The sequence below is a fragment of the Parabacteroides sp. CAG:2 genome, from assembly GCF_000436315.1.
GTDB classification, from domain to species: Bacteria; Bacteroidota; Bacteroidia; order Bacteroidales; family Tannerellaceae; genus Parabacteroides; species Parabacteroides distasonis.
This window is the reverse complement of sequence record NZ_FR885289.1, coordinates 657-24,882: the sequence shown is the minus strand read 5'-3', so window position 1 is coordinate 24,882 and position 24,226 is coordinate 657. Positions and strand designations below refer to the sequence as shown.

Below are 24,226 nucleotides of genomic sequence, written 5' to 3'. Positions count from 1 at the left end.
AGTGAGGCAACGTCTCACGGATTGCCGGGAAAGTACCCGGCTGAGAAGCAAAGAATAATTAACGAATTAATAATCGACAAAATGAAGACAAAGCTTAAAACTTCGATGGCCCTTTTGGCTTCCGCTTTCCTGTGGGTGTCATGCGCCGGTGGGGGAGGGACTTCTCCTTCGGCGATGGACCCGGTGGATTACGTGAATCCTTATATGGGAAACATCAGCCATTTATTGGTGCCTACTTTCCCGACCGTGCATTTGCCGAACAGTATGCTACGTGTATATCCGGAGCGTGCGGACTTCACGGGCGACCGTCTGGGCGGTTTGCCTATTATCGTGACAAACCATCGTGAGCGTTCCGCGTTCAATTTATGCCCTTATCAAGGTGACGAATCCGGCTTGCGACCCGTGATCGCTTATAGCTATGACCGGGAGAAGATCTTGCCGTACCGTTATCAGGTATATCTGGATAATGAGGAAATCGACGTGGACTTCGCCCCGTCCCATCAAAGTGCCGTATATTCGCTCACTTTCGAGAAAGAGGGACCGGCTTATCTGGTATTTAACAGCCGTAACGGACAGCTACAAGTAAATGGTAATTCCGTAAGCGGTTATCAATATATAGATAAGAAAACGAAAGTCTTTTTATATGCCGAGACGAACCAGAAGCCTGTGAAAGCGGGTGTATTGTCAAACGGCAGTGTCAACTATAACGAGACCTCCGTGGAAGGTACCAATGCCGCTATCGCCCTTTCCTTCGGGGAGGACGTGAAGAAACTTGGCGTTCGCTACGGTATCTCTTTTATCAGCGAGGAACAGGCGAAGAAGAATCTGGAGCGTGAGATCGCCGCTTACGACGTGGATGTGGTAGCGAAGATCGCCCGCAACGATTGGAACGACGCTTTAGGTAAAATACAAGTACAAGGCGGTACCAAGGATGAGAAGACCGTATTCTATACATCTTTATATCGTTGCTACGAACGCCCGATTTGTTTGAGCGAGGACGGACATTATTACAGCGCTTTCGACGGAAAGATCCATGAGGATGGCGGACGGCCTTTCTATACGGACGACTGGATTTGGGATACCTACCGTGCTACGCATCCCCTGCGTGTCTTGATCGATAATGAGCGTGAGAACGATATCATCAACTCTTATCTCCTGATGGCGGAGCAGATGGGTACCGACTGGATGCCTACCTTCCCGGAGGTGACGGGAGATACACGCCGTATGAACTCAAACCATGCTGTCGCTACCGTGATCGACGCTTACCGCAAGGGCTTGCGTGGGTTTGAGCTGGAAAAGGCTTATATCGCTTGTAAGAAAGGTATCGAGGAAAAGACCTTGATCCCGTGGTCTGCCGCTCCCGCCGGTTGGTTGGACGATTTCTACAAGGAACATGGCTATATTCCTGCGTTGAGACCGGGAGAGAAAGAGACGGTGCCTAACGTATCCATTTGGGAAAAACGTCAGCCGATCGCCGTGACTTTAGGAACTTCGTATGATGAATGGTGCTTGTCCCAGATCGCTCAAGAATTGGGAAAGAAAGACGAGGCGGATTATTATTTGCGTCGCTCTTACAATTACCGGAACGTATTTAATCCGGAGACAGGTTTCTTCCATCCGAAAGATAAGGATGGCAAGTTTATCTATCCATTGGATTACCGTTATGATGGTGGTCTGGGTGCCCGTGATTTTTACGATGAGAATAACGGATATATTTATCGTTGGGACGTACAGCATAATATCGGTGACTTGATCTCTTTGATCGGAGGCAATGAGGCGTTTACCTCTGCCTTGGATTCCATGTTCAATACGCCGCTGGGTATGTCTAAATGGCAATTCTATTCCACGCTTCCGGATCATACGGGTAACGTAGGTATGTTCTCTATGGCGAATGAGCCGAGCTTGCATATCCCGTACTTGTATAATTATGCGGGTAAGCCTTGGATGACGCAGAAACGTATCCGTACCTTATTGAATCAATGGTTCCGCAATGATTTGATGGGTGTACCGGGTGATGAGGACGGTGGTGGTATGTCCGCTTTCGTTGTCTTCAGTCAGATGGGATTCTATCCGGTGACTCCGGGTTCTCCTACCTATAATATCGGTAGCCCGATGTTTACCGACGTGAAAGTGGATATGGGTAACGGCAATACGTTCGAGATCCGTGCGAATAACGCGTCCGATGAGAATAAATACGTACAATCCGCTAAGTTGAACGGCGTAACCTTGAACCAGCCTTGGTTCAATCATAGCGATATCGCCGCCGGTGGTTTGTTAGAGTTAGAGATGGGGCCGAAAGCGAATAAGGAATGGGGATTGGGAACGCCTCCTCCTTCTGCCGCTCCGATGCCTAAGTAAAAAAAAGCGTGTTGCGATTGTCGCAACACGCTTTTTTATGCCAATACCTTAACGATTAATTTCTTTAGTTCTTTTATATCAATGGGCTTCACTACATAATCCGTGAATTCACATTGTTTGGCGATCTCCTTTTCCCTTTCGAAAGCGAATGCCGTGAGCGCTATGATCGGAATGGTCTTGGATAAGGTGCGGATTCTGCGAGTCGCTTCGAATCCGTCCATAACCGGCATTTTTATGTCCATCAGGATTAGGTCCGGATGATATGTCTCGAACATATCGATAGCCTCTTGCCCGTTTAGCGCATGATAAAGTTGGTATTGCTTGCCAAACAAGGTTTCCAAAAGGAAATAATTCTCATAAACGTCCTCGGCGATTAAGATGGAATGATGCCTATCTGAACGGGGCGTTTCTTCGGATTGGACGAGGATATCCGGTGAAAGCTCAATATCAGTCCGTTTTGTGTCCAAAGGCAGAGTGAACCAAAAAGTGGAACCCACCCCTTCTTCAGAGTCTACGCCGATTTTACCTCCTAATGCCTCGATAATGGTTCGGCTGATGGTTAATCCCAATCCCGTACCTTGCTGGAAAGTATCTACCTTGATGAATCGCTCGAATATACGTCTTTGGTTTTCCGCGGAGATACCGATACCTGTATCTTTCACGCAGACTCGGATAAAATCCCCTTCTATCTCATAATAAATCGTGATACTTCCTTTTGTGGTAAATTTGATAGCGTTATTCACGAAATTAGATATCACTTGCATAACCCTCCGCTCATCGGTTTTAACGATTACGGATGGGGAGCCGAGATCAAAGATAAGATCCACGTCTGAAGGCATCTTTATAGAGTCTGCCAATGCGATTTCGCCACATATATCCTTGATGTCCACTTCCTCGAAATGATAATCCATGGTTCCCGCCTCGATTTTAGAGAAATCAAGGATATCGTCGATCAGTTGCAGTAGCAAATCATTGTTTTTATGAATGATATCTAAATAAGATTGACGCTCTACCTCATCATCAATCTCGGCGATTATATTTGAGAACCCGACGATAGCGTTCAGCGGCGTGCGTATCTCATGACTCATATTCGCCAAGAATGCGGACTTCAATTTATCAGCTTCCTTTACCTTGATTAGCTCGATCTCCTTTTCCCGTTGCTGGGTTATGTTGGAGGTATAGCTTACGATCCTGTTAGGCGTTCCGTCATCGTTGAATTTATAGGAGCGTACATTGGAGTTGAACCAGAATGTTTTGCCATTGAGGATACGCCTGTAGGCCGCTACGAAGTTATTGATCTTCCCTTGCAGGAGAGGTTTGAACTGTTTATTATATACCCGGTCAAAATCATCCGGATGGATTGAGGATTTATAGTCTTCTTGATTCTTGAAGTTGTAATCATGAATCGCTTTTAGCCCCTCATTATTATTAATGTCTTCATTGAGGCCAAAATCTACGGTCAATTTATCATTCTCTACATCGTATTCCCAAAGAATGGAATCCCCGGTATCTACTGATACTTTTAGCCGGGCTAGGCTATTTTCGATTTGTTCCCGCTTGATGTGATTCTCGGTATCGTCGAATACAATATAAATATAGCCGAATATATTATCAAGAGAGTCTTTTAATGTGACTCCTTTTACCAACAGATGCTTTGTTTTAGAATCATGATGACTATCGTAATAGCCGTTTTGAGAAGCAACCTTGAAATCATAATTAAGAGGAAAGAATATATCTTTTCCGTTTTTGAGGCTTTGGTTTACATATTTCGGGATATTAGGATTCTCGAACATATTCAGTCCCACGGCCTGCTCACGGGTAACACCAAAAATATCGAGATCCGCTTGGTTGATATCTACCAACACTCCATTCTCATCATAAAGTTCGGCGCCCCAAGGCATCTTGTCAAAAATGATCTTAAACTTCGTCTCGCTTTTCATGACTTGCATAGCCGTATGTTCTACTAATCCTTGGACTTCCCCTCTTTCAATGGCTATGGAAAGGATATCAGCCAACATATGTAAGTTCTCTATATCTAAGGCACTCCAGTTCCGTTTCTTTTTTACAGAATCAAAGCCGATAAATCCGGATGGTTTGCCTTGCTTGAAAATAGGGATGACTAATAAGGATGAAACCTCTTGCAAAATCAGAAGATGCTGCTCACTCTTCGCCTCTTCCGGCATTTTAGAGACATCATGAATAACGATATCCATGCCCTTTTTGATACTATCGTACCACCAAGGAATCTCGTCTTGCGGGAGTTGACGCAGTAAATCCTCTCGCATAGAGATAATGCCATCACAAGTAACTTCATTCGTAAAGTCAACAGTATGAGTTTGTTCGTCAAATGTTCCGATATACACCCGATCCACATCGAAAAATTGTAAGATGCGGAATAGCGCTTGGTCAATAACCGAGTTTTCTTTGGCTCCAAGAAGAAGTGACAATACATCCGACATCGTTTTTCGCAAATCAATCATATTGGCCAAAATCAAGTCGGTCTTTTCATCTTCTACATCGGTCTTCTTGTCTATAGCCTCATTAAGAAATGTTGTATTGGAATGAATGTTATTCATGATAAATTGAGTGTACTAAATTTATTCGAAAACAAATGTAAGTATAAACTTTGATTATTTTTTGTTTTAGTGTTTATTATATTATTATCGTGGCTTTAAAAATAATTTTGTACGTTTGTAAATAGTTGAATTAAACTTGAAATCTATGGATAATAAAATCATATTGACGATAGGCCGCCAGTTCGGAAGCGGTGGCCGCGAGATCGGACAACGTTTGGCGAAGGAGTTGGGTATCGGTTACTATGATAAGGAACTGATTACCGTGGCGGCCCGTGAGAGTGGATTATGCGAGGATGTTTTCGAGAAGGCGGACGAACGTGCCTCCAGTGGTTTATCGTACGCTTTTACGATGGGGTACTCTTCTTTTATGGGAGGGATGTTTACGCCTTATAATGATATTTTGTCTAATGACGGTCTTTTTAAGATACAGAGTGACGCTATCCGTAAATTGGCGGAGACTGAGTCGTGTGTTTTGGTAGGGCGTTGCGCTGATTATATCCTCCGGGATGATCCGGCTTGTTTGAGCTTCTTTATCCATAGTTCAGTGGAGAGCCGGGTCCAAAAGACCGTGGAAAGGCATGGTGTGACAGTGGAAGAGGCGAAGAACATGATGGAGAAGACTGATAAATCCCGTGCGGCTTACTATAATTATTATACGAATAAGACATGGGGAATGGCCTCTTCTTATAATTTCTCGATCGATGTATCCGTATTAGGGATCGACGAGACCGTGGAATTTATGAAAAGCTTTATCGAGCGCAGATTGAATAAGCGTCCGCCTCATTTCGGATAAATCGTATTCTTGAGAAACCATTATTGAATAGAGATTAACCTATTAAAACTAAGAAAGTATGCGAAAACCTTTTATTACTGTTCGGCTGACCCATGGTATGTTGGGCGCCTTGTTAGTTTCCACCTGTGCTTGTTCGGGCACGAAGTGGACGGAGGTAGAGAAAGATTCTATCCGTATCGTTACCCAGCAAGAAGGAGCTGTATTAGGATATTCCGCCAATTCGGGGGTGAGACTTCTTACTGTTGACGGATATGCCTTCAAAGATCTGAATCGGAACGGGCGGCTTGATCCGTATGAGGATTGGCGTCTTACGCCCGAGGAACGTGCCGTTGATTTGGCCGGACAGTTATCTACAGAGGAAATCGCCGGATTGATGCTTTATAGCGCCCATCAATCTATCCCCGGTGCCTCGAAAGGGTTTGGCGCTTCTACCTACAATGGCAAATCTTTTGATGAGAGTGGAGCCCAGCCATCCGATCTTTCCGATGCGCAGCGTAAATTCCTCACCGAGGATAATGTTCGTCATGTATTGGTTACGAGAGTACAAAGCCCAGAAGTGGCGGCTCGCTGGAATAATAATGTGCAAGCTTTAGTGGAGGGCATCGGTCACGGTATCTTACGGTCGTTGATAATCCCGATGAGGCGGATTTCGCCATCGTCTTTATGACGAGCCCGAACAGTGGTACGGGGTATGATAAATCCGATCGTGAGAAAGGTGGAAACGGTTATATGCCTATCAGTTTACAGTATAATGATTATACCGCTACCTATGCCCGTAACCCAAGTTTGGCGGGGGGAGATCCGTTTGAGAATTTCACGAACCGTTCTTATAAAGGTAAGTCCGTGAAAACAGCTAATAAGCAGGATATGCTTTCTGTTTTGGAGACAAAGGCTAAAATGAAAGGTAAGCCTGTAATCGTATCTTTGGAGATGGATAAGCCCACGATTATGTCCGAGTTCGAGGGTTCGGCGGATGCCATTCTGGTGAACTTCGGTGTACAAAACCAAGCGGTCTTGGATATCATCAGTGGAAAAGCCGAGCCTTCCGCTTTGTTGCCTTTGCAGATGCCGGCAGATATGCGTATCGTGGAGGAGCAATTCGAGGATGTTCCCCGGGATATGAAATGCTATACGGATAGCGAGGGCCATCTGTATGATTTCGCTTTTGGTATGAATTGGAAAGGCGTTATCGATGATGAGCGAGTGACTAAATATAAATAGGGTAAATTACATTTTTGTGTTTTTGTGGCTACGGTATCTATATATAATGCCTAAATTTGCATGGTAATATTATTAAGTGCAGACCATGAAAATTATGACATTGCAGGGAACGGACAAATTGTTATATGAACTTGTCGCACCTTTGGTCATGAATCCAGCCATTTTGCGACAAAATAACAATTACCCTTTTAAAACATCTCGTAGCCACGTTTGGTATATAGCCTTTCATGAAACAGCTGTTGTTGGTTTTATGCCTGTAAAAAAAGGACATCTCTATTACTCTATAGACAATTATTTCGTGAGTGGTGATGATCCTTCGGTATTGAGTGAACTTCTTGAAGAAGTCATAAAGGATTATTCATCTCAAGCTTCACTTATGGCTGTTGTGCATAAACGTCATGTAAAAGTGTTCTCACAAAAAAAGTTCCAGACATGTGTTGAGTGGAAAAATTATGATAAAATGCATTATTTACCGGAGGTAGAGTCATGATGCGAAGAATGGATGTGTACGAGGCGACAGAGAAAAGATTGAAGATCATTTTTGATTATTTCGATTACGTATACGTCTCTTTTTCCGGCGGAAAGGATAGCGGTGTACTGTTGAATTTGTGTGTAGATTATATTCGTAGATACGCTCCGGGACGAAAACTAGGTGTATTTCATATGGATTATGAGGTTCAATACAGCCAGACGACCGAATATGTGGAAAAGGTTTATGCCGCTAATTCCGATATCCTTGATATTTATCATTGTTGTGTTCCTTTTAAAGTCCAGACATGTACATCTATGTTTCAACAATATTGGAGACCTTGGAGCGAGGAGTACCGGGATATCTGGGTTCGAGAGATGCCCCATTCATGTCTCCGGGCGAAAGACTTTGACTTTTTCAAGGAGGACATGTGGGATTATGATTTTCAGAATATGTTCCCTTTTTGGTTGTATCAACGGAAAATGGGCCGGCGTATATGTTGCCTTGTTGGTATCCGTACCCAAGAGAGTTTTAATAGGTGGCGGGCCATACATAGTGATAAGAATTACAGAAAACTAGCTAATTATAAATGGACTCGCAGAATGAATTATTCTATATATAACGCATATCCTATTTATGATTGGAAAACTCAGGATATCTGGATAGCGAACGGAAAGTTCGGTTGGACATATAATCATTTGTATGATTTGTATTATCAAGCAGGGGTGCCTTTGTCCCGGCAACGTGTGGCGAGCCCATTCATATCCCAAGCGATATCCACACTGTTCATTTACAAAGTTGTCGATCCCGACATGTGGGGGCGGATGGTTGGACGTGTAAACGGTGTTGGCTTTGCCGGTATATATGGGAATACCTCCGCTATGGGATGGAGGGCTATCAAGTGCCCAGCCGGGTTCTCTTGGGAGAAATATATGTATTTTCTCCTAAATACTTTACCCGAAGAAACTCGTGAGAACTATTTGAATAAGTTAAGAGTCAGCCGTAAATTCTGGAGAGAAAAAGGAGGATGCCTCAGTGAGGAGACTATCGCTAAGTTACGGGCGGCTAATATTCCTATCATTGTGGAAGAATGTACCGCTTACCATACGGATAAGAAACCGGTACGGATGGAGTATATCGATGATATCAATATACCCGAGTTTAAAGAAATCCCTACTTACAAACGTATGTGTGTTTGTATTTTGAAAAACGATCATACATGTAAGTATATGGGTTTTTCCCAGACAAAACGAGAGAGGGATATGAGAAAAGAAGTAATGGACAAATATAATTTTTATAAGCATGGGAAACTTTGTTAGTCCGGCATATGGTGTTAGGGCTGTCCCTATAGAAAAAATTGTAGCCAACAGCTATAACCCTAATATCATGGCACCACCGGAAATGCGATTATTGGAACTTTCCATTTGGGAGGATGGCTATACGATGCCTTGCGTCTGTTATTATCTTGAAGAGGATGATTTATATGAGATAGTAGATGGTTATCATCGTTATCTGGTTATGAAGCAATCTCAAAGGATTTATGATCGTGAGAAAGGAATGTTGCCTGTAACGGTGATTGAGAAAGATATTTCAAACCGAATGGCTTCAACCATTCGCCATAACAGGGCTCGAGGGATGCACAACTTGGAACTTATGACGGAGATTGTTACGGAGTTGGTCAAATCTGGGATGTCTGATAAGTGGATCATGCGTAATATTGGAATGGATAAAAATGAGTTACTTCGGTTCAAGCAGATTTCGGGATTAGCTGAATTATTCCGGGATAAAGAATTCGGTTGGTCTGATGACTGGTCGGAAGAAGATTAAGCTTCTTACATTTTGTTTGGCTGAGCGTTTTTTGCCTTTTATGGCTCTGTTGAGTACATATATACTAATTTTTTGTACATTTGCCCCCGACTTTTCACATAGGGGTGCCCGAGTCATACGGGCTGAGATTATACCCATCGAACCTGATCCGGGTAATGCCGGCGAAGGGAAAATAAGGTAGAACTAGGAAATAAAGGGGGCGTTACCTCTATGTGCTCCCTGATGTTTAAACTTTAATTAGTTATTAAGATGGAACAGATTGTTTCAAGTGGAATCATTGACTCTTACTTCGAGAAGTTGAAGAGCAACTTGTCTGTGGATGTAGCGATCGTGGGAGGGGGACCTTCCGGTATCGTGGCCGCTTATTTCTTGGCGAAAGCCGGTAAGAAGGTGGCGTTGTTTGATCGTAAGCTGGCTCCCGGTGGAGGTATGTGGGGCGGCGCTATGATGTTCAACGATATCGTGGTGCAGGAAGAGGCTATGCCGATTATCAAGGAATTGGGCGTAAGCTATAAGGAGGGTGCTAACGGCACGTATATCATGGATTCGGTACATACCACTTCCGCTTTGATTTATCAGGCGACGAAGGCGGGCGCTACGATCTTTAACTGCTATTCGGTAGAGGACGTGGTGTTTCATAACGATGCCGTAGCCGGTGTGGTAGTGAACTGGGCTCCGGTAATCCGTGAGGGGATGCACGTGGATCCGTTGACGATCATGGCAAAGGCTGTCTTGGAAGGTACGGGGCATGATTGCGAGATTGCCCGTGTGGTAGCCCGTAAGAATGATATCCAATTGAATACACCGACCGGAGGCGTGATCGGCGAGCGTTCCTTGAATGTGGAGCTGGGTGAGCAGACAACGGTGGAGAACACGAAGGAGATCTACCCGGGATTATTCGTTTCCGGTATGGCCGCTAACGGCGTAAGCGGTAGCTTCCGTATGGGACCGATCTTTGGAGGCATGCTGATGAGCGGCAAGAAGGCTGCTGAGTTGATCTGCGAAAAACTTGGGAATTGAAAATTGAGAATTGAGAATTGAAAATTATAGATTGTTGTATCTTTAATTTTCAATTCTCAATTCCCAACGGTTTTTCCTTGTCTCAAGAATAAGAATCCCGTTATGATCAACGCCGTGGATAATCCCGTATAGAATACGGAAATGAAAGAATTCGGCAGTAAATGGAACGCGCGGATCGTGACCCCGAAAGCGATCATGAAGATCATGATAATCCAACCTTTCACGTCGAAGAAAGAGAACGGGCAATGTTTCCCGTTTTTCCGGGAGATCCGTTCGGAATGTTTATAGAAAAGCCGTTTAAAGACCAAATTGAAGAAAAGCAAGAAAACGATGGTCGCTTCCCCGATCTTGAATAACCAATAATGGGTATCGTTTAACCATGTGACGATACCGATGCGTAAGATATTGATACCGGCGAAAATCCATACGCAACCGGCGGTATATAATAATACCTTTTTATTTACTCCAAACTTCATCTATCTTTTTATTTACCGCAAACTTACAACATTCATGTAAAAAACGGAAAAATATCCTTATCTTTGTGCCATGCGTGAGAAAATGAAACAGAGGATTGTACAATACGTGGTGCTGATGGCCGGCATCTTGGCGTTGCTTTCTGTGGTTATCCCTCACCATCATCACCGGGACGGGATGCCTTGTTATCAATCCTTGACCGCGGAGCAAGCGCATGGCGATAAAAGCACAGATACGCATGATTGCGGTTGCGACGGGCATAACTTGGCCTATTTCAGTACGCATATTTTTCATTTTATGGATGGAGATGTGGATATACATCTGATGCCGTTACTCGTCTTATTTGATTACATTTATCCACCTGAACCGGCGTTTTGCGGACAGCTCCTTGATCACGAGAACGCCCCCTACATTGAGTCGCTGCACGACGCTTGGATAGTGAGTGCCTCGGGACTTCGTGCCCCTCCTATGTCTTGATACCTCGTTTGTGAGAGCGGGTGAGGATAGACTTGCCCCTATCTATTTATTATTAACGATATCAAGATTTTTTACACAATGAAGAAAATATATTTGGTAGGTGCGATGTGCGCTTACCTGTTTGCCGGTTGTGCGGGAAATGCGTCGCAAGCCGGACACGATGAGCATAATCATGAATTAGAGGCTCACGATCATGATCATGAGGGACATGAACACGAAGGCCATGACCATGAGCATGAGGCCGGTGGTACCCATCCCGGCGAGATTGTCTTTAAGAAGGCTTTAGCCGAGGCCGTTGGTTTGCAGACTGTAACGGTTAATCCCGCTCCTTTCACGGATGTGATTAAGACGAGCGGACGAGTAATGGCGGCGCAAGGGGAGGAGTCCGTGATCGTCGCTACCGTCCCCGGCGTGATCTCGTTTGGTAGCTTGCCATTCGTGGATGGTACGGCGGTACGCAAGGGACAGGCCGTGTTGAGTATCGCTTCCAACGCCCTCTCTGATGGAGACGTGGCGGCAAAGGCTAAATTCGCTTATGAGACGGCGAAAAAGGAATACGAGCGTATGCAAGCCTTGGTAGGCGATAAGATCGTATCCGCCAAGGATTTCGAGCAGGCCCGCTTGAATTACGAGAACGCCAAGGTCGCTTATGAGGCGATAGCGGGAAAACAGACGGCGAAAGGCGTGTCTGTAGTCTCTCCCTTGAACGGTTACTTGAAGAACATCCAAGTGAAAGAGGGTGATTATGTATCCGTAGGTCAGCCTTTGGCTACGATCTCGCAAAACAATCGTTTGGTATTGCGTGCGGACGTGTCTGAGAGGTATTACAACGATCTTCCCATGATCCAAACCGCTAATTTCATGACTCCGTATGATAACGCTCTCTATAAATTGTCTGATTTGCGTGGACGGTTGTTATCGTATGGAAAGGCTTCCGATATGAACTCTTTCTATGTACCGGTGACTTTCGAGTTCGATAATAAAGGAGCGGTTATCCCCGGTTCTTTCGTGGAGATCTTTTTGTTGACAAAGCCGATGGAGAATGTCTTGAGCGTGCCTGTCTCCGCCCTTATCGAGGAGCAGGGCATTTATTCGGTATTTATCCGTCTGGATGAGGAAGGCTATAAGAAGCAATGGGTGACGCTGGGAGCGAATAACGGCTCGGAGGTACAGATCCTTTCCGGATTGAAACCGGGCGATGAGGTCGTGACCCGTGGCGCTTACCAGATCAAGTTGTCTTCCGCTTCTAACGCGATACCGGCTCATAGCCATAGCCATTAATAGGAGGGACGTTGCATGTTAAATAAGATAATTTATTATTCATTGCACAACCGGTTGGTAATCTTGGTTTGTGCGCTATTGCTGATGATCTGGGGTACGTACACGGCGTTTAATACGGACGTGGATGTGTTCCCGGACTTGAACGCCCCAACGGTCGTGATCATGACCGAGGCGAACGGTATGGCTCCCGAGGAGGTAGAACGCTTGGTGACATTCCCTGTGGAGACTGCCGTGAACGGTGCGATGGACGTGCGGCGTGTACGTTCCTCGTCTACCACCGGATTCTCCGTGGTTTGGGTAGAGTTTGATTGGGGTACGGATATTTACCGGGCTCGTCAGATCGTGTCCGAGAAACTGGCAGTCTTGGGTGAGAGCCTTCCCGAGAACGTAGGTAAACCGACCTTAGGCCCGCAGTCATCCATCTTGGGTGAGATGATGATCCTCGGTTTGACCGCCGATTCCACGTCTTTGTTGGACTTACGTACGATCGCCGACTGGACGATCCGTCCCCGTTTGTTGTCTACGGGCGGTGTGGCGCAGGTGGCCGTGATCGGTGGCGATATTAAGGAGTACCAGATCTTGTTGGACCCGGCTCGTATGAAGCACTACGGTGTAGGGTTGAACGAGGTGTTGGATGTTTGTCGGAATATGAACCGGAACGCCAATGGTGGTGTATTGTATGAGTTCTCGAACGAATACATCATCCGAGGAGTCTTATCGACTTCGAAGGCGGAGGAGATCGCTCAGGGTGTGGTGAAGACCGTGAATGAGTATCCGGTTACGCTGGGTGATATCGCTACGGTTAAGATCGGCGGTAAAAGCCCGAAGCTGGGAACCGCTTCCGAGCGGACAAAGCCAGCCGTGCTGATTACCGTGACCAAACAGCCGGATACGAGTACGGAGAAGTTGACGGAGAAGCTGGACGAGATTGTTGTCGATTTGCGGAAGAACTTGCCGGCGGATGTACATGTCTCTACGGATATATTCCGCCAGAGTCATTTTATCGATAACTCTATTAATAATGTAAAGAAGAGCTTGTTTGAGGGTAGTTTCTTCGTGGTGATCGTCTTGTTCCTGTTCTTGATGAATATACGTACGACGGTGATCTCGTTGGTAGCCTTGCCGTTATCTTTGCTGGTCTCTATCATCGTATTGCACTACATGGGATTGACGATTAACACGATGAGCTTGGGAGGTATGGCGATCGCTATCGGTTCCTTGGTGGATGACGCTATCGTGGACGTGGAGAACGTGTATAAACGAATCCGGGAAAACCGGCTCTTGCCTCCGGATCAGCAACGCTCTACCTTGGAGGTGGTTTACGACGCTTCCCGTGAGGTACGTATGCCGATCTTGAACTCTACCTTGATTATCGTGGTGAGCTTCGTGCCCTTGTTCTTCTTGAGTGGTATGGAAGGCCGTATGTTGGTTCCGCTGGGTATCGCTTTTATCGTGGCGTTGTTTGCTTCTACGGTGGTGGCGCTTACCTTGACCCCGGTGCTTTGTAGCTATTTGCTGAACCGTAAAGCGACGGGAATGAAGGAACTGCGTGAGGCTTGGATAGCCCGGAAGTTGAAGGTGGTGTATAAACGGGCTTTGGAGTTAGCGTTGGCTTACCAGAAATGGGTGCTAGGTACCACGATCGCTTTGTTTGTGGTCGCCTTGGTGATCTTCTTTCATTTGGGTCGTAGTTTCTTGCCCCCGTTCAATGAGGGTTCTTTTACGATCAACGTAAGTTCACTTCCGGGAATTTCCTTGGACGAGTCGGATCAGATCGGACGCCGTGCGGAAGCGTTGCTGTTGCAAGTGCCCGAGATAAAGACTGTGGCTCGGAAGACCGGTCGTGCGGAATTGGATGAGCATGCCTTGGGCGTGAATGTTTCCGAGATCGAGGCTCCTTTCGAATTGCAAGACCGTAGTCGGGATGAGGTGATGAATGATGTCCGCAAGAAGTTATCTACGATCAGCGGCGCTAATATAGAGATCGGGCAACCTATTTCCCATCGTATCGACGCTATGCTTTCCGGCACGGAGGCGAATATCGCTATCAAATTGTTTGGTACGGACTTGAACCTGATGTTTACGGTCGGTAACCAGATCAAGGCCGCTATCCAAACGATCCCGGGTCTGGTGGACTTGAAGGTAGAGCAGCAGATCGAGCGTCCGCAGTTGACAATCACCCCGAAACGTGAGTTGCTGGCTAAATATGGCATTCCCCTGCCGGAGTTCGAGGAATATATCAATGTGATGTTGGGTGGAGAGGCCGTAAGTCAGGTGTACGACGATGGCAAGAGCTTCGACCTGACCGTGAAGACCTCCGACGCTAGCCGTGCCACGATGGATGATATTAGCAATCTGATGATCGATGCCGCCGGACAGAAAGTGCCGCTAAGCTACGTGGCCGATATCCGTTCGGTGACCGGTCCGAATACGATCAATCGTGAGAATGTGCAACGTAAGATCGTGATTAGCGCCAATGTATCGGAACGTGACTTGCGAAGTGTGGTTAATGAGATACAGGATCGGGTAGAGGCTAATATCCGTTTGCCGGAGGGATACCATATCGAATATGGCGGCCAGTTCGAGAGCGAGGCGGCGGCCAGCCGTACCTTATTGCTGACGTCGTTGATGTCGTTATTGGTGATCTTCATGTTACTGTACAATGAGTTCAAGGACGTGAAGGAGAGTGGCGTGATCTTGTTGAACCTGCCGTTGGCGTTGATCGGTGGCGTGATTATCCTATGGCTTACTTCCGGCGAGATCAGTATCCCGGCGATTATCGGTTTCATTTCCTTGTTCGGTATCGCTACCCGAAACGGTATGCTACTGATCAGCCACTATACGCATTTGCGTGGAGAGGGAATGGGATTGCGAGAGTCCGTGATACAAGGTTCCCTAGACCGTTTGAACCCGATCTTGATGACGGCGTTGAGTTCCGCCTTGGCGTTGATCCCGTTGGCGTTGAATGGCGATCTTCCCGGGAATGAGATCCAAAGCCCGATGGCGACGGTGATCTTGGGTGGTTTATTAACCTCTACGTTCTTAAACGGATTCATCATCCCGATTGTTTATCTGATAATGAACAAGAATAAAGAATAAGTTTTATGAAATCATATATTATAGTCGCCGCCTTGTCTGTATTGACAGGCGGCCTTTCCGCCCAGACTTCTATAGAGGACGTGCTCCGGAGCGTGGAGGCGAACAATAAGGATTTACAGGCGAACAGCCAGTTGGTCCAGTCGCAGAAGCTGGAGGCGAAGTTGGATAATAATTTGCCAGACCCTTCGGTCTCTTATTCGCATTTCTGGGGGAATAAAGAAGGGATGGGATTCACGGGCGAGTTCGTGGCTTCCCAAAGCTTTGATTTCCCGTCCGTATATGTCCGGAAGCATAAGCTGACGAAGGCGAAATCCGCGGGTTTGGATCGTCAAGGGATGGCTTTTCGTCAGCAAATCTTGTTGCAGGTGAAAGAGGTTTGCCTAGATTTGGTGCTGTTGAACCAGCAGAAGAACCTATTGGATACCCGTCTTAGGAACGCCGAGCAACTTTCCGCTTTTTATGCGACTCGTTTGGAGAAAGGAAATGCGAATATCCTTGAGACAAACAAGATCGATCTGGAATTATTGAACGCTCGGACAGAGGCCCGGATGAACGAGACTTCCCGTATTGCCAAGCTGCAGGAGCTGGCTACCCTGAACGGCGGTATCGCTATCGAGTTTACGGATACGGTTTACGCCTTGCCGGATAAGGATGTGCTTTCCTTTGATGAGCTGCGGACGGAGGCGATGCAATCCGATCCGCAATTACAGACCTTGCGTAGCGACCAGACGACAGCTCTTCGGCAGGTGAGCGTGAATAAGGCGAAAGGTCTGCCCGGCTTTGAGTTAGGGTATCGTATGAATCCCGCCTCGGGTGGAGAGCGTTTCAATGGTTTCTTGGTAGGAATCACCATCCCGTTGTTCTCGAACCGTAATAACGTGAAACAGGCGAAGGCTCAGGCCCGCTATACGGAGATGCAGTTGGAGAGCGCTTCTTTCACGGTAGAGAATGGGTTGAGGCAGCTATATGACCAGTCTGTCTCCTTAAAGAAATCTATCGATGAATATAAGGATGTGCTGAAAAGGCAGAATAGCTTGGTCTTGTTGAACAAGGCTATACAGGCCGGGCAAATCTCTATGATCGAGTATTTCGTGGATGTGACGACCTATTACCAAAGCGTGCAAAACTACCTGCAATTGCAAAACCAATACCAAAAGGTCATGGCGCAATTGTATAAGTATCGATTATGATAAGGAACACAACTGTGTTTTCTCTTGAACACAGTTGTGCTTATCCACAGATACAGTTGTGTTTTCTCACGAACACAACTGTGTTTTTACGTTCTCTAAGGATAGCTTAAAGTCACGGATCAATTCTTTCATCACCTCTTCCACGGATAATTCCTCCCAGAATAAAGACGCTACCTGTCCGATCTCTAACTCGCCTTCCTTTAGGTCGCCCTCAAAGATTCCTTTCTTGGCACGTCCTTTGCCCAATAACTCACGTAATTCTTCCACGGACGCTCCCCGGGCTTCCGCTTCTTCCACTGCCGTAGCGAAATCTCCTTTTACCAGACGGGTAGGAGACAGTTTCTTTAATAATAACTTCGTATCGCCTTCCTTAAGATTCAAGCATAGTTTCTTGAAATTCTCGTGTGCCGAGCTTTCTTTGGTCAAGGCGAAACGAGTGCCTATCTGTACGCCGTCGGCCCCTAGTGCGAGTGCCGCTAGCATCGCTTGACCGTTTCCTATACCTCCTGCCGCCAAAAGGGGGAGAGAGGTCGCTTTCCGGACAGCGGGGATCAGGCACATCGTAGTTGTTTCCTCCCGTCCGTTGTGCCCGCCGGCCTCGAAGCCTTCGGCAACGATGGCATCCACTCCGGCCTCCTCGCATTTCGTGGCGAATTTAGAGCTGCTTACCACGTGAACGACCGTCATGTCATGATCCTTCAAATACTTTGTCCATGTTTTCGGGTTACCGGCGGAGGTAAATACGATCTTCACTTTTTCCTCCACCAATATCCGCATCAAGGTATCGATTTCCGGGTACATTAGCGGGACATTCACGCCAAAAGGCTTGTCGGTCGCCGCCTCGCATTTACGGATATGTTCCCGGAGCACTTCCGGGTGCATGGAGCCTGCCCCGATCAATCCTAATCCACCGGCGTTACTAACCGCTGAAGCTAGCCGCCAACCACTACACCAAACCATTCCCGCCTGTATGATGGGATACTGAATACCAAAAAGACTACAAATTCGATTCATATTATTTCTTGCGTTAATCTCGCTAAAATTAGTGAACTATTTTTATTGGAACAACAATTTCTTTGTCGAGGTTGTTGAATAGGCATATAACTTTAAAATATAAGAGATATGCCAGAGAATATAATGAAAACGTTATGGGATGAGAGCGATGATCTTCACGATGAGACCATGTCTACCAATTCGGTATTGTCGGATGATTACACGTCTAATGACATTCAAGATTTACAAGAAACGATCGAAAATGAAAATATCGAGGACGGTATAGAGAGCGATTCGATTGAACATTGAATGAATGCATATTGGGTCCCCGAAGGGAAGATCTCCCTTTGGGGATCTTTTTTGTGTGAATTGTGAAAATCTTTTTCCGGATTCTAAATAATAACAATTTGAAATAGAATTGTAACGCAAAACTTCGTTATCTTTGTCCATTGTAATTCTAATATAACAATGGCATGAATAAAACGCTTATGGCCGCAGGTTTAGCGGTTATTTTGGGAGCTTGTTCCTCCTCAAAGAAAAGCGATGTAGCGGAAGGCGCTACACCCAATCCGTTTTTTACGGAGTATACGACACCGTTCGGGGTGCCTCCGTTTGACCAAATCGAGGTGGCTCATTACAAGCCGGCTCTTTTGAAAGGCATGGAAGAGCAGTCGAAGGAGATCGAGGCGATCGTGGCAAATCCGGATGCGCCGACATTCGAGAATACGATCGTGGCCTTAGACCAAAGTGGCGAGTTGCTTACTAAAGTAATGTATGCTTTCGGTGGCCAATCCAGTGTGAATACCACGGACGAGATCCAAGAGCTCGAACGTGAGCTTTATCCCCTTTTATCCAAACATTCGGATGATATCAGCTTAAATCCCAAGCTTTTCGCCCGGGTGAAATCCGTATATGAGAATCAGGCGAGCTTCCATCTGGATAAGGAACAGAAGAAGCTGTTGGAGGAAACCTATAAAAGCTTTGTCCGGGGAGGAGCCAATCTGCCGGAGGATAAGCAGGCGAAGTTGCGTGAGCTGAACGAGAAGATATCCATGCTCCAACTTACTTTCGGACAGAATACCCTGAAAGAGACCAACGATTTCCAATTAGTGATCGATAATAAAGAGGACTTATCCGGTCTGCCGGAAGACGTGATCGTCAAGGCGGCGCAAACGGCCCAAGAGAATGGTCTGGATGGTAAGTGGGTGTTTACCCTCCATAATCCGAGCGTGATGCCTTTCCTTCAATACGCCGATAAGCGTGATTTGCGTGAGAAGATCTTCAAGGCGTATACGAATCGTGGCAACAATAATAATGAGAATGATAATAAGGAGGTCGTTAAGCAGCTGGTTGCCGCTCGTCTGGAGAAAGCCCGATTGATGGGATATGAGGATTATGCCGCTTTCGTATTGGAAGAGAATATGGCGAAGAACGAGAAGAACGTGTACGACTTGCTCGATAAAATCTGGCCGTCTGCCTTGGCGAAAGCAAAAGAGGAATTGGCCGATATCAACGCCGAGATCAAGAAGGAAGGCGGTAATTACGAGGCCGAGGGCTGGGACTGGCGTTATTATTTCGAGAAAGCCAAGAAAGCGAAATATAACTTGGACGAGAACGAGATGCGTCCTTATTTTGAGTTGGGACATGTACGTGAGGGCATCTTCTATGTAGCCAATAAATTATACGGTATCACGTTTACCGAGATCAAGGACATCCCGAAACCGGACCCCGACGCTCTCGCTTTCGAGTGCAAGGATAAAGATGGTACGCATCTGGGCGTGCTGTATATGGATTTCTTTACCCGCCCGGGCAAAGGAGGTGGCGCATGGTGCGGCGGTTACCGCTCACAAACGTATAAAGATGGGAAACGGGTAGCCCCGGTGGTTACTACCGTGTTTAATTTCAGTAAACCGGCGGAGGGACAACCGGCGCTTTTGACGGCCGACGAGACCGAGACCGTATTCCATGAGTTCGGTCATGCCCTACATAGTTTATTCTGCGACGTTCATTATTATGGCGTGTCCGATGTGCCTCGTGACTTTGTGGAGCTACCTTCGCAAGTCGATGAGCATTGGGCCGTTGAGCCGGAGGTATTGAAAGTGTACGCTAAACATTACCAGACCGGCGAGGTAATACCGCAAGCCCTTGTAGACAAGATGATCAAGAGTGGCAAGTATGGACAAGGCTTCGCTACGACGGAGTATCTGGCCGCCTCTTATCTGGATATGGATTATCATGTATTGAAAGAGATCCCTGCCGATTTGGATATCGAGAAATTTGAGGCGAAGGTCTTGGGCGATCGTGGTCTGATCCGTCAGATTCCGTCTCGCTACCGCTCCACTTATTTCGGACATACGATGGAAGGTGGATATACCGCCGGTTATTATAGCTATATCTGGGCGGAAGTGTTGGATTGCGACGCTTTCCAAGCTTATAAGGAGACGGGTGATATCTTCAATCCGGAGGTTGCCTCTAAATTCCGTAAATATGTATTAACTCCGGGCGGTATCGATGATGCTATGGATATGTACGTGAATTTCCGTGGTAAACAACCAAGCATCGATCCGCTGTTGGAGAACAGAGGGCTAAAATGAGCAGAACAATTTATAACTCATAAATCAAAAAATCAGTAAAGATGAAACAATTAATTATGGCAGCAGGATTAGCCGTTATGCTTACTGCCTGCGGTACTTCCGAAAAGAAGACCGTGGAGGGGGAGAACCCGTTCTTTGCGGAATATACCACCCCGTTTGGAGTTCCACCTTTTGATCAAATCAAGTTCGAGCACTACAAACCGGCCCTATTGCAAGGCATGGAAGAGGGACGTAAGGAGATCGAGGCGATCGTGAATAACCCGGAGGAGCCTACGTTCGAGAATACGATTGTCGCTTTGGATGAGCAGGGTGCGTTGCTTAGGAAGGTCCAGATCGTTTTTGGTGGACAGAATAGCGTGAATACGAATGATGAGATGCAGGCGTTAAGCCGTGAGATGTCGCCGCTATTGTCAAAATATAGTGATGATATCAACTTGAATCCGAAATTATTCGCTCGTGTGAAGGCGGTATACGATAAGAAGGATGAGTTGGGCCTCGATAAAGAGCAAATGAAGTTGTTGGAGGAGACTTATAAGGACTTCGTTCGGGGTGGCGCTAATCTTTCCGCTGAGGATCAGGCTAAATTGCGTGAGTTGAATAGTAAGATCTCCATGCTACAGCTTACTTTCGGACAGAATATGCTGAAAGAGACGAATGCTTTTAAATTGGTGATCGACAAGCAGGAGGATCTTTCCGGTCTGCCCGAGACCTTGATCGCTAACGCCGCTCAAGCGGCCAAGGATGCCGGGATGGAAGGCAAATGGGTATTTACCTTGCAGAACCCGAGCGTGATGCCGTTCTTGCAATATTCCGATAAACGTGAGTTGCGTGAGAAGATGTTCAACGCTTATATCAACCGTGGTAATAATAATAATGAGAACGATAACAAGGAAGTGGTTCGTGATTTGGTTGCCGCTCGTTTGGCGAAAGCGAAGTTGATGGGCTATGATGATTACGCTTCTTTCGTGTTGGAGGATCGTATGGCGAAAAGCTCGGATAAGGTTTATCAATTGTTAGATGAGGTTTGGAAGCCTGCTTTGGCGAAAGCGAAAGAGGAATTGGCCGATATAAACGCCGAGATCAAGAAAGAAGGCGGCAATTTCGAGGCCGAGGGCTGGGATTGGCGTTATTATTTCGAGAAGGCCAAGAAGGCTAAATTCAATTTGGATGAGAATGAGGTTCGTCCTTATTTGAAGTTGGATAATGTTCGTGAGGGTGCTTTCTATGTAGCTAATAAGTTATATGGTATCACGTTCACCCCGATCCGTAATATCCCGTTGCCTTATCCGGAAGCGCAGGCTTTTGAGTGCAAAGATAAGGATGGCTCTCATTTGGGCGTTATTTATTTCGATTTCTTCCCTCGTGCCAGCAAGCGTGGTGGCGCATGGTGCGGTTCTTATCGTCCGCAGGCTTATAAGGATGGCAAGCGTGTGGCTCCGGTCGTAACGATCGTTTGTAACTTTAGCCAGCCCGCTCCGGGACAACCTGCGTTGTTGAGCGCTGATGAGGCGAATACATTGTTCCATGAGTTCGGTCATGGTTTGCACGGCTTGTTCCGTGACGTGCATTACTCCGGTGTTTCTGGTGTTCCTCGTGATTTCGTGGAGTTGCCTTCACAGGTTATGGAGCATTGGGTATTCGAGCCGGAAGTATTGAAGGTGTACGCTAAGCATTATCAGACCGGCGAGGTGATCCCGGCCGAGTTGATCGAGAAGTTGGATAAGAGCGGTAAGTACGGACAAGGTTTCGCTACGACGGAGTATCTGGCGGCTTCTTATCTGGATATGGATTTCCATGCGGTCAGTGGTGATGCGGCGGATAAGAAAGTGATCAAGTTCGTTGACCAGACGAATAATGTTCCGGCCAACTTGAATGTGATGGATTTCGAGCAACAGACGTTAGGCCGTCGTGGTTTGCTGAAACAAATCCCTTCCCGTTACCGTACGACTTACTTCAACCATACGATGGGTGGCGGCTACACTGCCGGCTATTATAGCTACATCTGGGCCGAGGTATTGGATTGCGACGCTTTCGAGGCATTCAAGGAAACCGGCGACATCTTTAACCAAGAATGTGCCGATAAATTCCGTAAATACGTACTGACCCCGGGCGGTATCGACGACGCTATGGATATGTACAAGAATTTCCGTGGCAAGGAACCGGGTACGGATCCGTTGCTGAAGAATAGAGGACTGAAATAATCTAGAAATGGAGATTTTATAAAGGCGGACCGGTTGGTTCGCCTTTTTTTGTATATGCTCAGCCTCCCGGATCTGTATTACATTTGCTAAGTTTTATCACGAAAAAATAGCGATAGTATGGAGAAAAAGGATTTAGTAGAAGGAATGAGGCTGTATATCTATAAGTTGCGTATGGATGGGCGTTATTCCACGGCGAAGAGCTATCAGGATGCATTAAACTCATTCATGCGGTTTTGTGGGTTGGAGGTAATTCCCTATATCTATGTCAATAAGGAGAACCTTCGGCGTTATCAGGCCTTTTTGTTGAACAAAGGATGTACATGGAACACGGTGTCGACCTATATGCGTCGGATCCGTTGTGTGTACAACATGGCGGTGGAGGAAGGGCTGGCCCCCTATATCCCTTATTTATTTAAGGGAGTTTTCACGGGTATAGAGAGCAAACGCAAAAAGGCGTTACCACAGGATTTATTACGTTCTCTGATGACGGCCCCATTAGATGATCCGGAACTGAGAAAAACACGGCAGGCATTGTGCCTGATGTTCCAGTTTTGCGGTATGGCATTCGTGGATTTCGCTCATCTGAAAAAGGAGAATGTCCGGGGTGGGGTTTTGCAATATAAACGCCAGAAAACGGGTACTCCGATGCTTATAGAGGTACAATCTACCGCATGGGAGTCGCTGAGGGAACTGTCAAGTGATGTAGGTAAGGACTCACCCTATTTGTTTCCTTTCTTGAAGGGGATGAAAGTGGGAAAAGAAGCCTACAAGGAGTACACTTCCGCTTTGGCCCATTTTAACCGGAACTTGAAGAGGTTGGCGAGAGCCTGCGGTGTGTCTATCCCGATCACCTCATATTCGATCCGTCATTCTTTTGCGATGATTTTGAAGGAACAGGATGTCCCGATTGAGATGATCAGCGAACTATTGGGCCATAAATCGATCAAGACTACACAAATCTATTTGAAAAGTTTCTCGTTGGAAAAGATGTCTGCGGTGAATAAAATTTGTTTTGAGAGTGTGTACAATCATGTACCGAAAGTAGGGTAAAGGGAGTAGGCTACTTGGGGAGTAGCGTATTCTTTCATGGCGCAAATGTAGTAAAAAATAACTAAAAACAAACAAACAAATCGGCTTGTTTAGTCATTCTAGGCGTTTGACCCTTTCTATTCTTTGATTTTCCCATTTTATCCTAGACGTATAGACATGGTGATGCGGGCAAGATGAATCCTTGTTCTAGGTATCATTCCACCATGCCTCATAATCTGTATATGTATTCCTGTAGAGACGGGGCGTGCCCCGTCTCATCCCCTCAAAATGGTATTTAAAGTTACTCCCAGACGGTGGGAGACGGAGCACGCTCCGTCTCTACAACCGGGTGATAACCGTTCTCGCACCTTTTAGGCTACTCCCCAAGTAGCCTAAGATTTCAAGAGATGGTAATTTTCAGTAATACCATATTTAAAAATGTAAAGCACTGTTTATCAAGATGATATAAATGATTCTTGGTAGGGCTCTGAATTGCCATGGGGTCTGTTTTCGGGCCACGGGATAACCACTAGAAAAGATAATCATAGAGATGGATATATTGACAGGCAAGTGCTCGGATAGGTTCATGGCGCATGTTCTGAAGCGACGTGATCAAGAGGCTGG

19 protein-coding genes and 1 riboswitch are annotated in these 24,226 nt (G+C 46.3%); of the genes, 16 read left to right on the top strand and 3 right to left on the bottom strand.

Translation table 11 applies throughout. From position 1 onward, the window contains the following. Positions 1–81: 81 nt before the first annotated feature. On the top strand, positions 82–2,358 hold the full coding sequence (locus tag QVP94_RS08820) for a GH92 family glycosyl hydrolase (RefSeq protein WP_022192401.1): 2,277 nt from the start codon (positions 82–84) through the stop codon (positions 2,356–2,358). Positions 2,359–2,393: 35 nt separating this feature from the next. Here the strand turns inward: QVP94_RS08820 and QVP94_RS08815 are convergent, their stop codons facing one another. Next, positions 2,394–4,934, bottom strand: coding sequence for a hybrid sensor histidine kinase/response regulator (locus tag QVP94_RS08815; protein ID WP_022192400.1), 2,541 nt, complete (start codon positions 4,932–4,934; stop codon positions 2,394–2,396). A 145-nt stretch (positions 4,935–5,079) separates the two neighbouring features. Between QVP94_RS08815 and QVP94_RS08810 the strand changes: the two genes are divergently transcribed. The 7 genes from QVP94_RS08810 (at position 5,080) to QVP94_RS08780 (ending at position 10,264) form a co-directional block, all read left to right on the top strand. Then, the gene (locus QVP94_RS08810) at positions 5,080–5,727 is read left to right on the top strand and encodes a cytidylate kinase-like family protein (RefSeq protein WP_005866440.1); all 648 of its coding nucleotides are present in this window, start codon (positions 5,080–5,082) and stop codon (positions 5,725–5,727) included. 58 nt (positions 5,728–5,785) lie between these two features. Then, the gene (locus tag QVP94_RS08805; protein WP_022192399.1) at positions 5,786–6,394 is read left to right on the top strand and encodes a hypothetical protein; all 609 of its coding nucleotides are present in this window, start codon (positions 5,786–5,788) and stop codon (positions 6,392–6,394) included. Then, positions 6,391–6,948, top strand: a complete 558-nt coding sequence (locus QVP94_RS08800; protein WP_022192398.1) for a glycoside hydrolase family 3 C-terminal domain-containing protein — start codon at positions 6,391–6,393, stop codon at positions 6,946–6,948. The genes QVP94_RS08805 and QVP94_RS08800 overlap by 4 nt, the downstream gene beginning before the upstream one ends. A gap of 85 nt (positions 6,949–7,033) precedes the next feature. After that, on the top strand, positions 7,034–7,438 hold the full coding sequence (locus tag QVP94_RS08795) for a hypothetical protein (protein ID WP_022192397.1): 405 nt from the start codon (positions 7,034–7,036) through the stop codon (positions 7,436–7,438). Further along, positions 7,435–8,736, top strand: coding sequence for a DUF3440 domain-containing protein (locus QVP94_RS08790; RefSeq protein WP_005857957.1), 1,302 nt, complete (start codon positions 7,435–7,437; stop codon positions 8,734–8,736). Before QVP94_RS08795 ends, QVP94_RS08790 begins: the two co-directional genes overlap by 4 nt. Further along, on the top strand, positions 8,720–9,244 hold the full coding sequence (locus tag QVP94_RS08785) for an IbrB-like domain-containing protein (protein ID WP_005857955.1): 525 nt from the start codon (positions 8,720–8,722) through the stop codon (positions 9,242–9,244). The genes QVP94_RS08790 and QVP94_RS08785 overlap by 17 nt, the downstream gene beginning before the upstream one ends. 90 nt (positions 9,245–9,334) lie before the next feature. Next, positions 9,335–9,431: riboswitch (TPP riboswitch) on the top strand. A 62-nt stretch (positions 9,432–9,493) separates the two neighbouring features. Next, positions 9,494–10,264 carry a sulfide-dependent adenosine diphosphate thiazole synthase gene (locus QVP94_RS08780; RefSeq protein WP_005857953.1) on the top strand — a complete coding sequence of 257 codons (771 nt, stop codon included), beginning with the start codon at positions 9,494–9,496 and terminating at the stop codon, positions 10,262–10,264. A 56-nt stretch (positions 10,265–10,320) separates the two neighbouring features. Here QVP94_RS08780 and QVP94_RS08775 read toward each other — a convergent pair whose 3' ends face one another. After that, positions 10,321–10,740, bottom strand: coding sequence for a hypothetical protein (locus QVP94_RS08775; protein ID WP_022192396.1), 420 nt, complete (start codon positions 10,738–10,740; stop codon positions 10,321–10,323). Between the two features lie 70 nt (positions 10,741–10,810). Between QVP94_RS08775 and QVP94_RS08770 the strand changes: the two genes are divergently transcribed. From QVP94_RS08770 to QVP94_RS08755, 4 genes are all read left to right on the top strand, one after another. Further along, the gene (locus QVP94_RS08770) at positions 10,811–11,215 is read left to right on the top strand and encodes a DUF6769 family protein (RefSeq protein ID WP_022192395.1); all 405 of its coding nucleotides are present in this window, start codon (positions 10,811–10,813) and stop codon (positions 11,213–11,215) included. Between the two features lie 78 nt (positions 11,216–11,293). Continuing rightward, entirely contained in the window at positions 11,294–12,496 is a 1,203-nt protein-coding gene (locus tag QVP94_RS08765) for an efflux RND transporter periplasmic adaptor subunit (RefSeq protein ID WP_022192394.1), read from the top strand. A gap of 15 nt (positions 12,497–12,511) precedes the next feature. Then, positions 12,512–15,595, top strand: a complete 3,084-nt coding sequence (locus QVP94_RS08760) for an efflux RND transporter permease subunit (protein ID WP_022192393.1) — start codon at positions 12,512–12,514, stop codon at positions 15,593–15,595. Positions 15,596–15,600: 5 nt separating this feature from the next. Next, positions 15,601–16,785, top strand: a complete 1,185-nt coding sequence (locus tag QVP94_RS08755) for a TolC family protein (protein ID WP_011966526.1) — start codon at positions 15,601–15,603, stop codon at positions 16,783–16,785. Between the two features lie 66 nt (positions 16,786–16,851). Here the strand turns inward: QVP94_RS08755 and QVP94_RS08750 are convergent, their stop codons facing one another. Then, complete coding sequence (locus tag QVP94_RS08750) at positions 16,852–17,799, bottom strand: NAD(P)H-dependent flavin oxidoreductase (protein ID WP_005857940.1); 948 nt, start codon at positions 17,797–17,799, stop codon at positions 16,852–16,854. A 108-nt stretch (positions 17,800–17,907) separates the two neighbouring features. Here QVP94_RS08750 and QVP94_RS08745 point away from each other — a divergent pair, with 108 nt between their 5' ends. The 4 genes from QVP94_RS08745 to QVP94_RS08730 all read left to right on the top strand — a co-directional run bounded on the left by QVP94_RS08745 (position 17,908) and on the right by QVP94_RS08730 (position 23,623). Then, entirely contained in the window at positions 17,908–18,087 is a 180-nt protein-coding gene (locus QVP94_RS08745; protein ID WP_005857938.1) for a hypothetical protein, read from the top strand. 164 nt (positions 18,088–18,251) lie between these two features. Next, positions 18,252–20,372, top strand: a complete 2,121-nt coding sequence (locus tag QVP94_RS08740) for a M3 family metallopeptidase (RefSeq protein ID WP_022192392.1) — start codon at positions 18,252–18,254, stop codon at positions 20,370–20,372. A 41-nt stretch (positions 20,373–20,413) separates the two neighbouring features. Continuing rightward, a complete protein-coding gene (locus QVP94_RS08735; protein ID WP_008779651.1) occupies positions 20,414–22,573 on the top strand; it encodes a M3 family metallopeptidase in 2,160 nt (719 codons plus the stop codon). A gap of 117 nt (positions 22,574–22,690) precedes the next feature. Then, positions 22,691–23,623, top strand: coding sequence for a tyrosine-type recombinase/integrase (locus tag QVP94_RS08730; protein ID WP_022192391.1), 933 nt, complete (start codon positions 22,691–22,693; stop codon positions 23,621–23,623). The last annotated feature ends 603 nt before the right edge of the window (positions 23,624–24,226 follow it).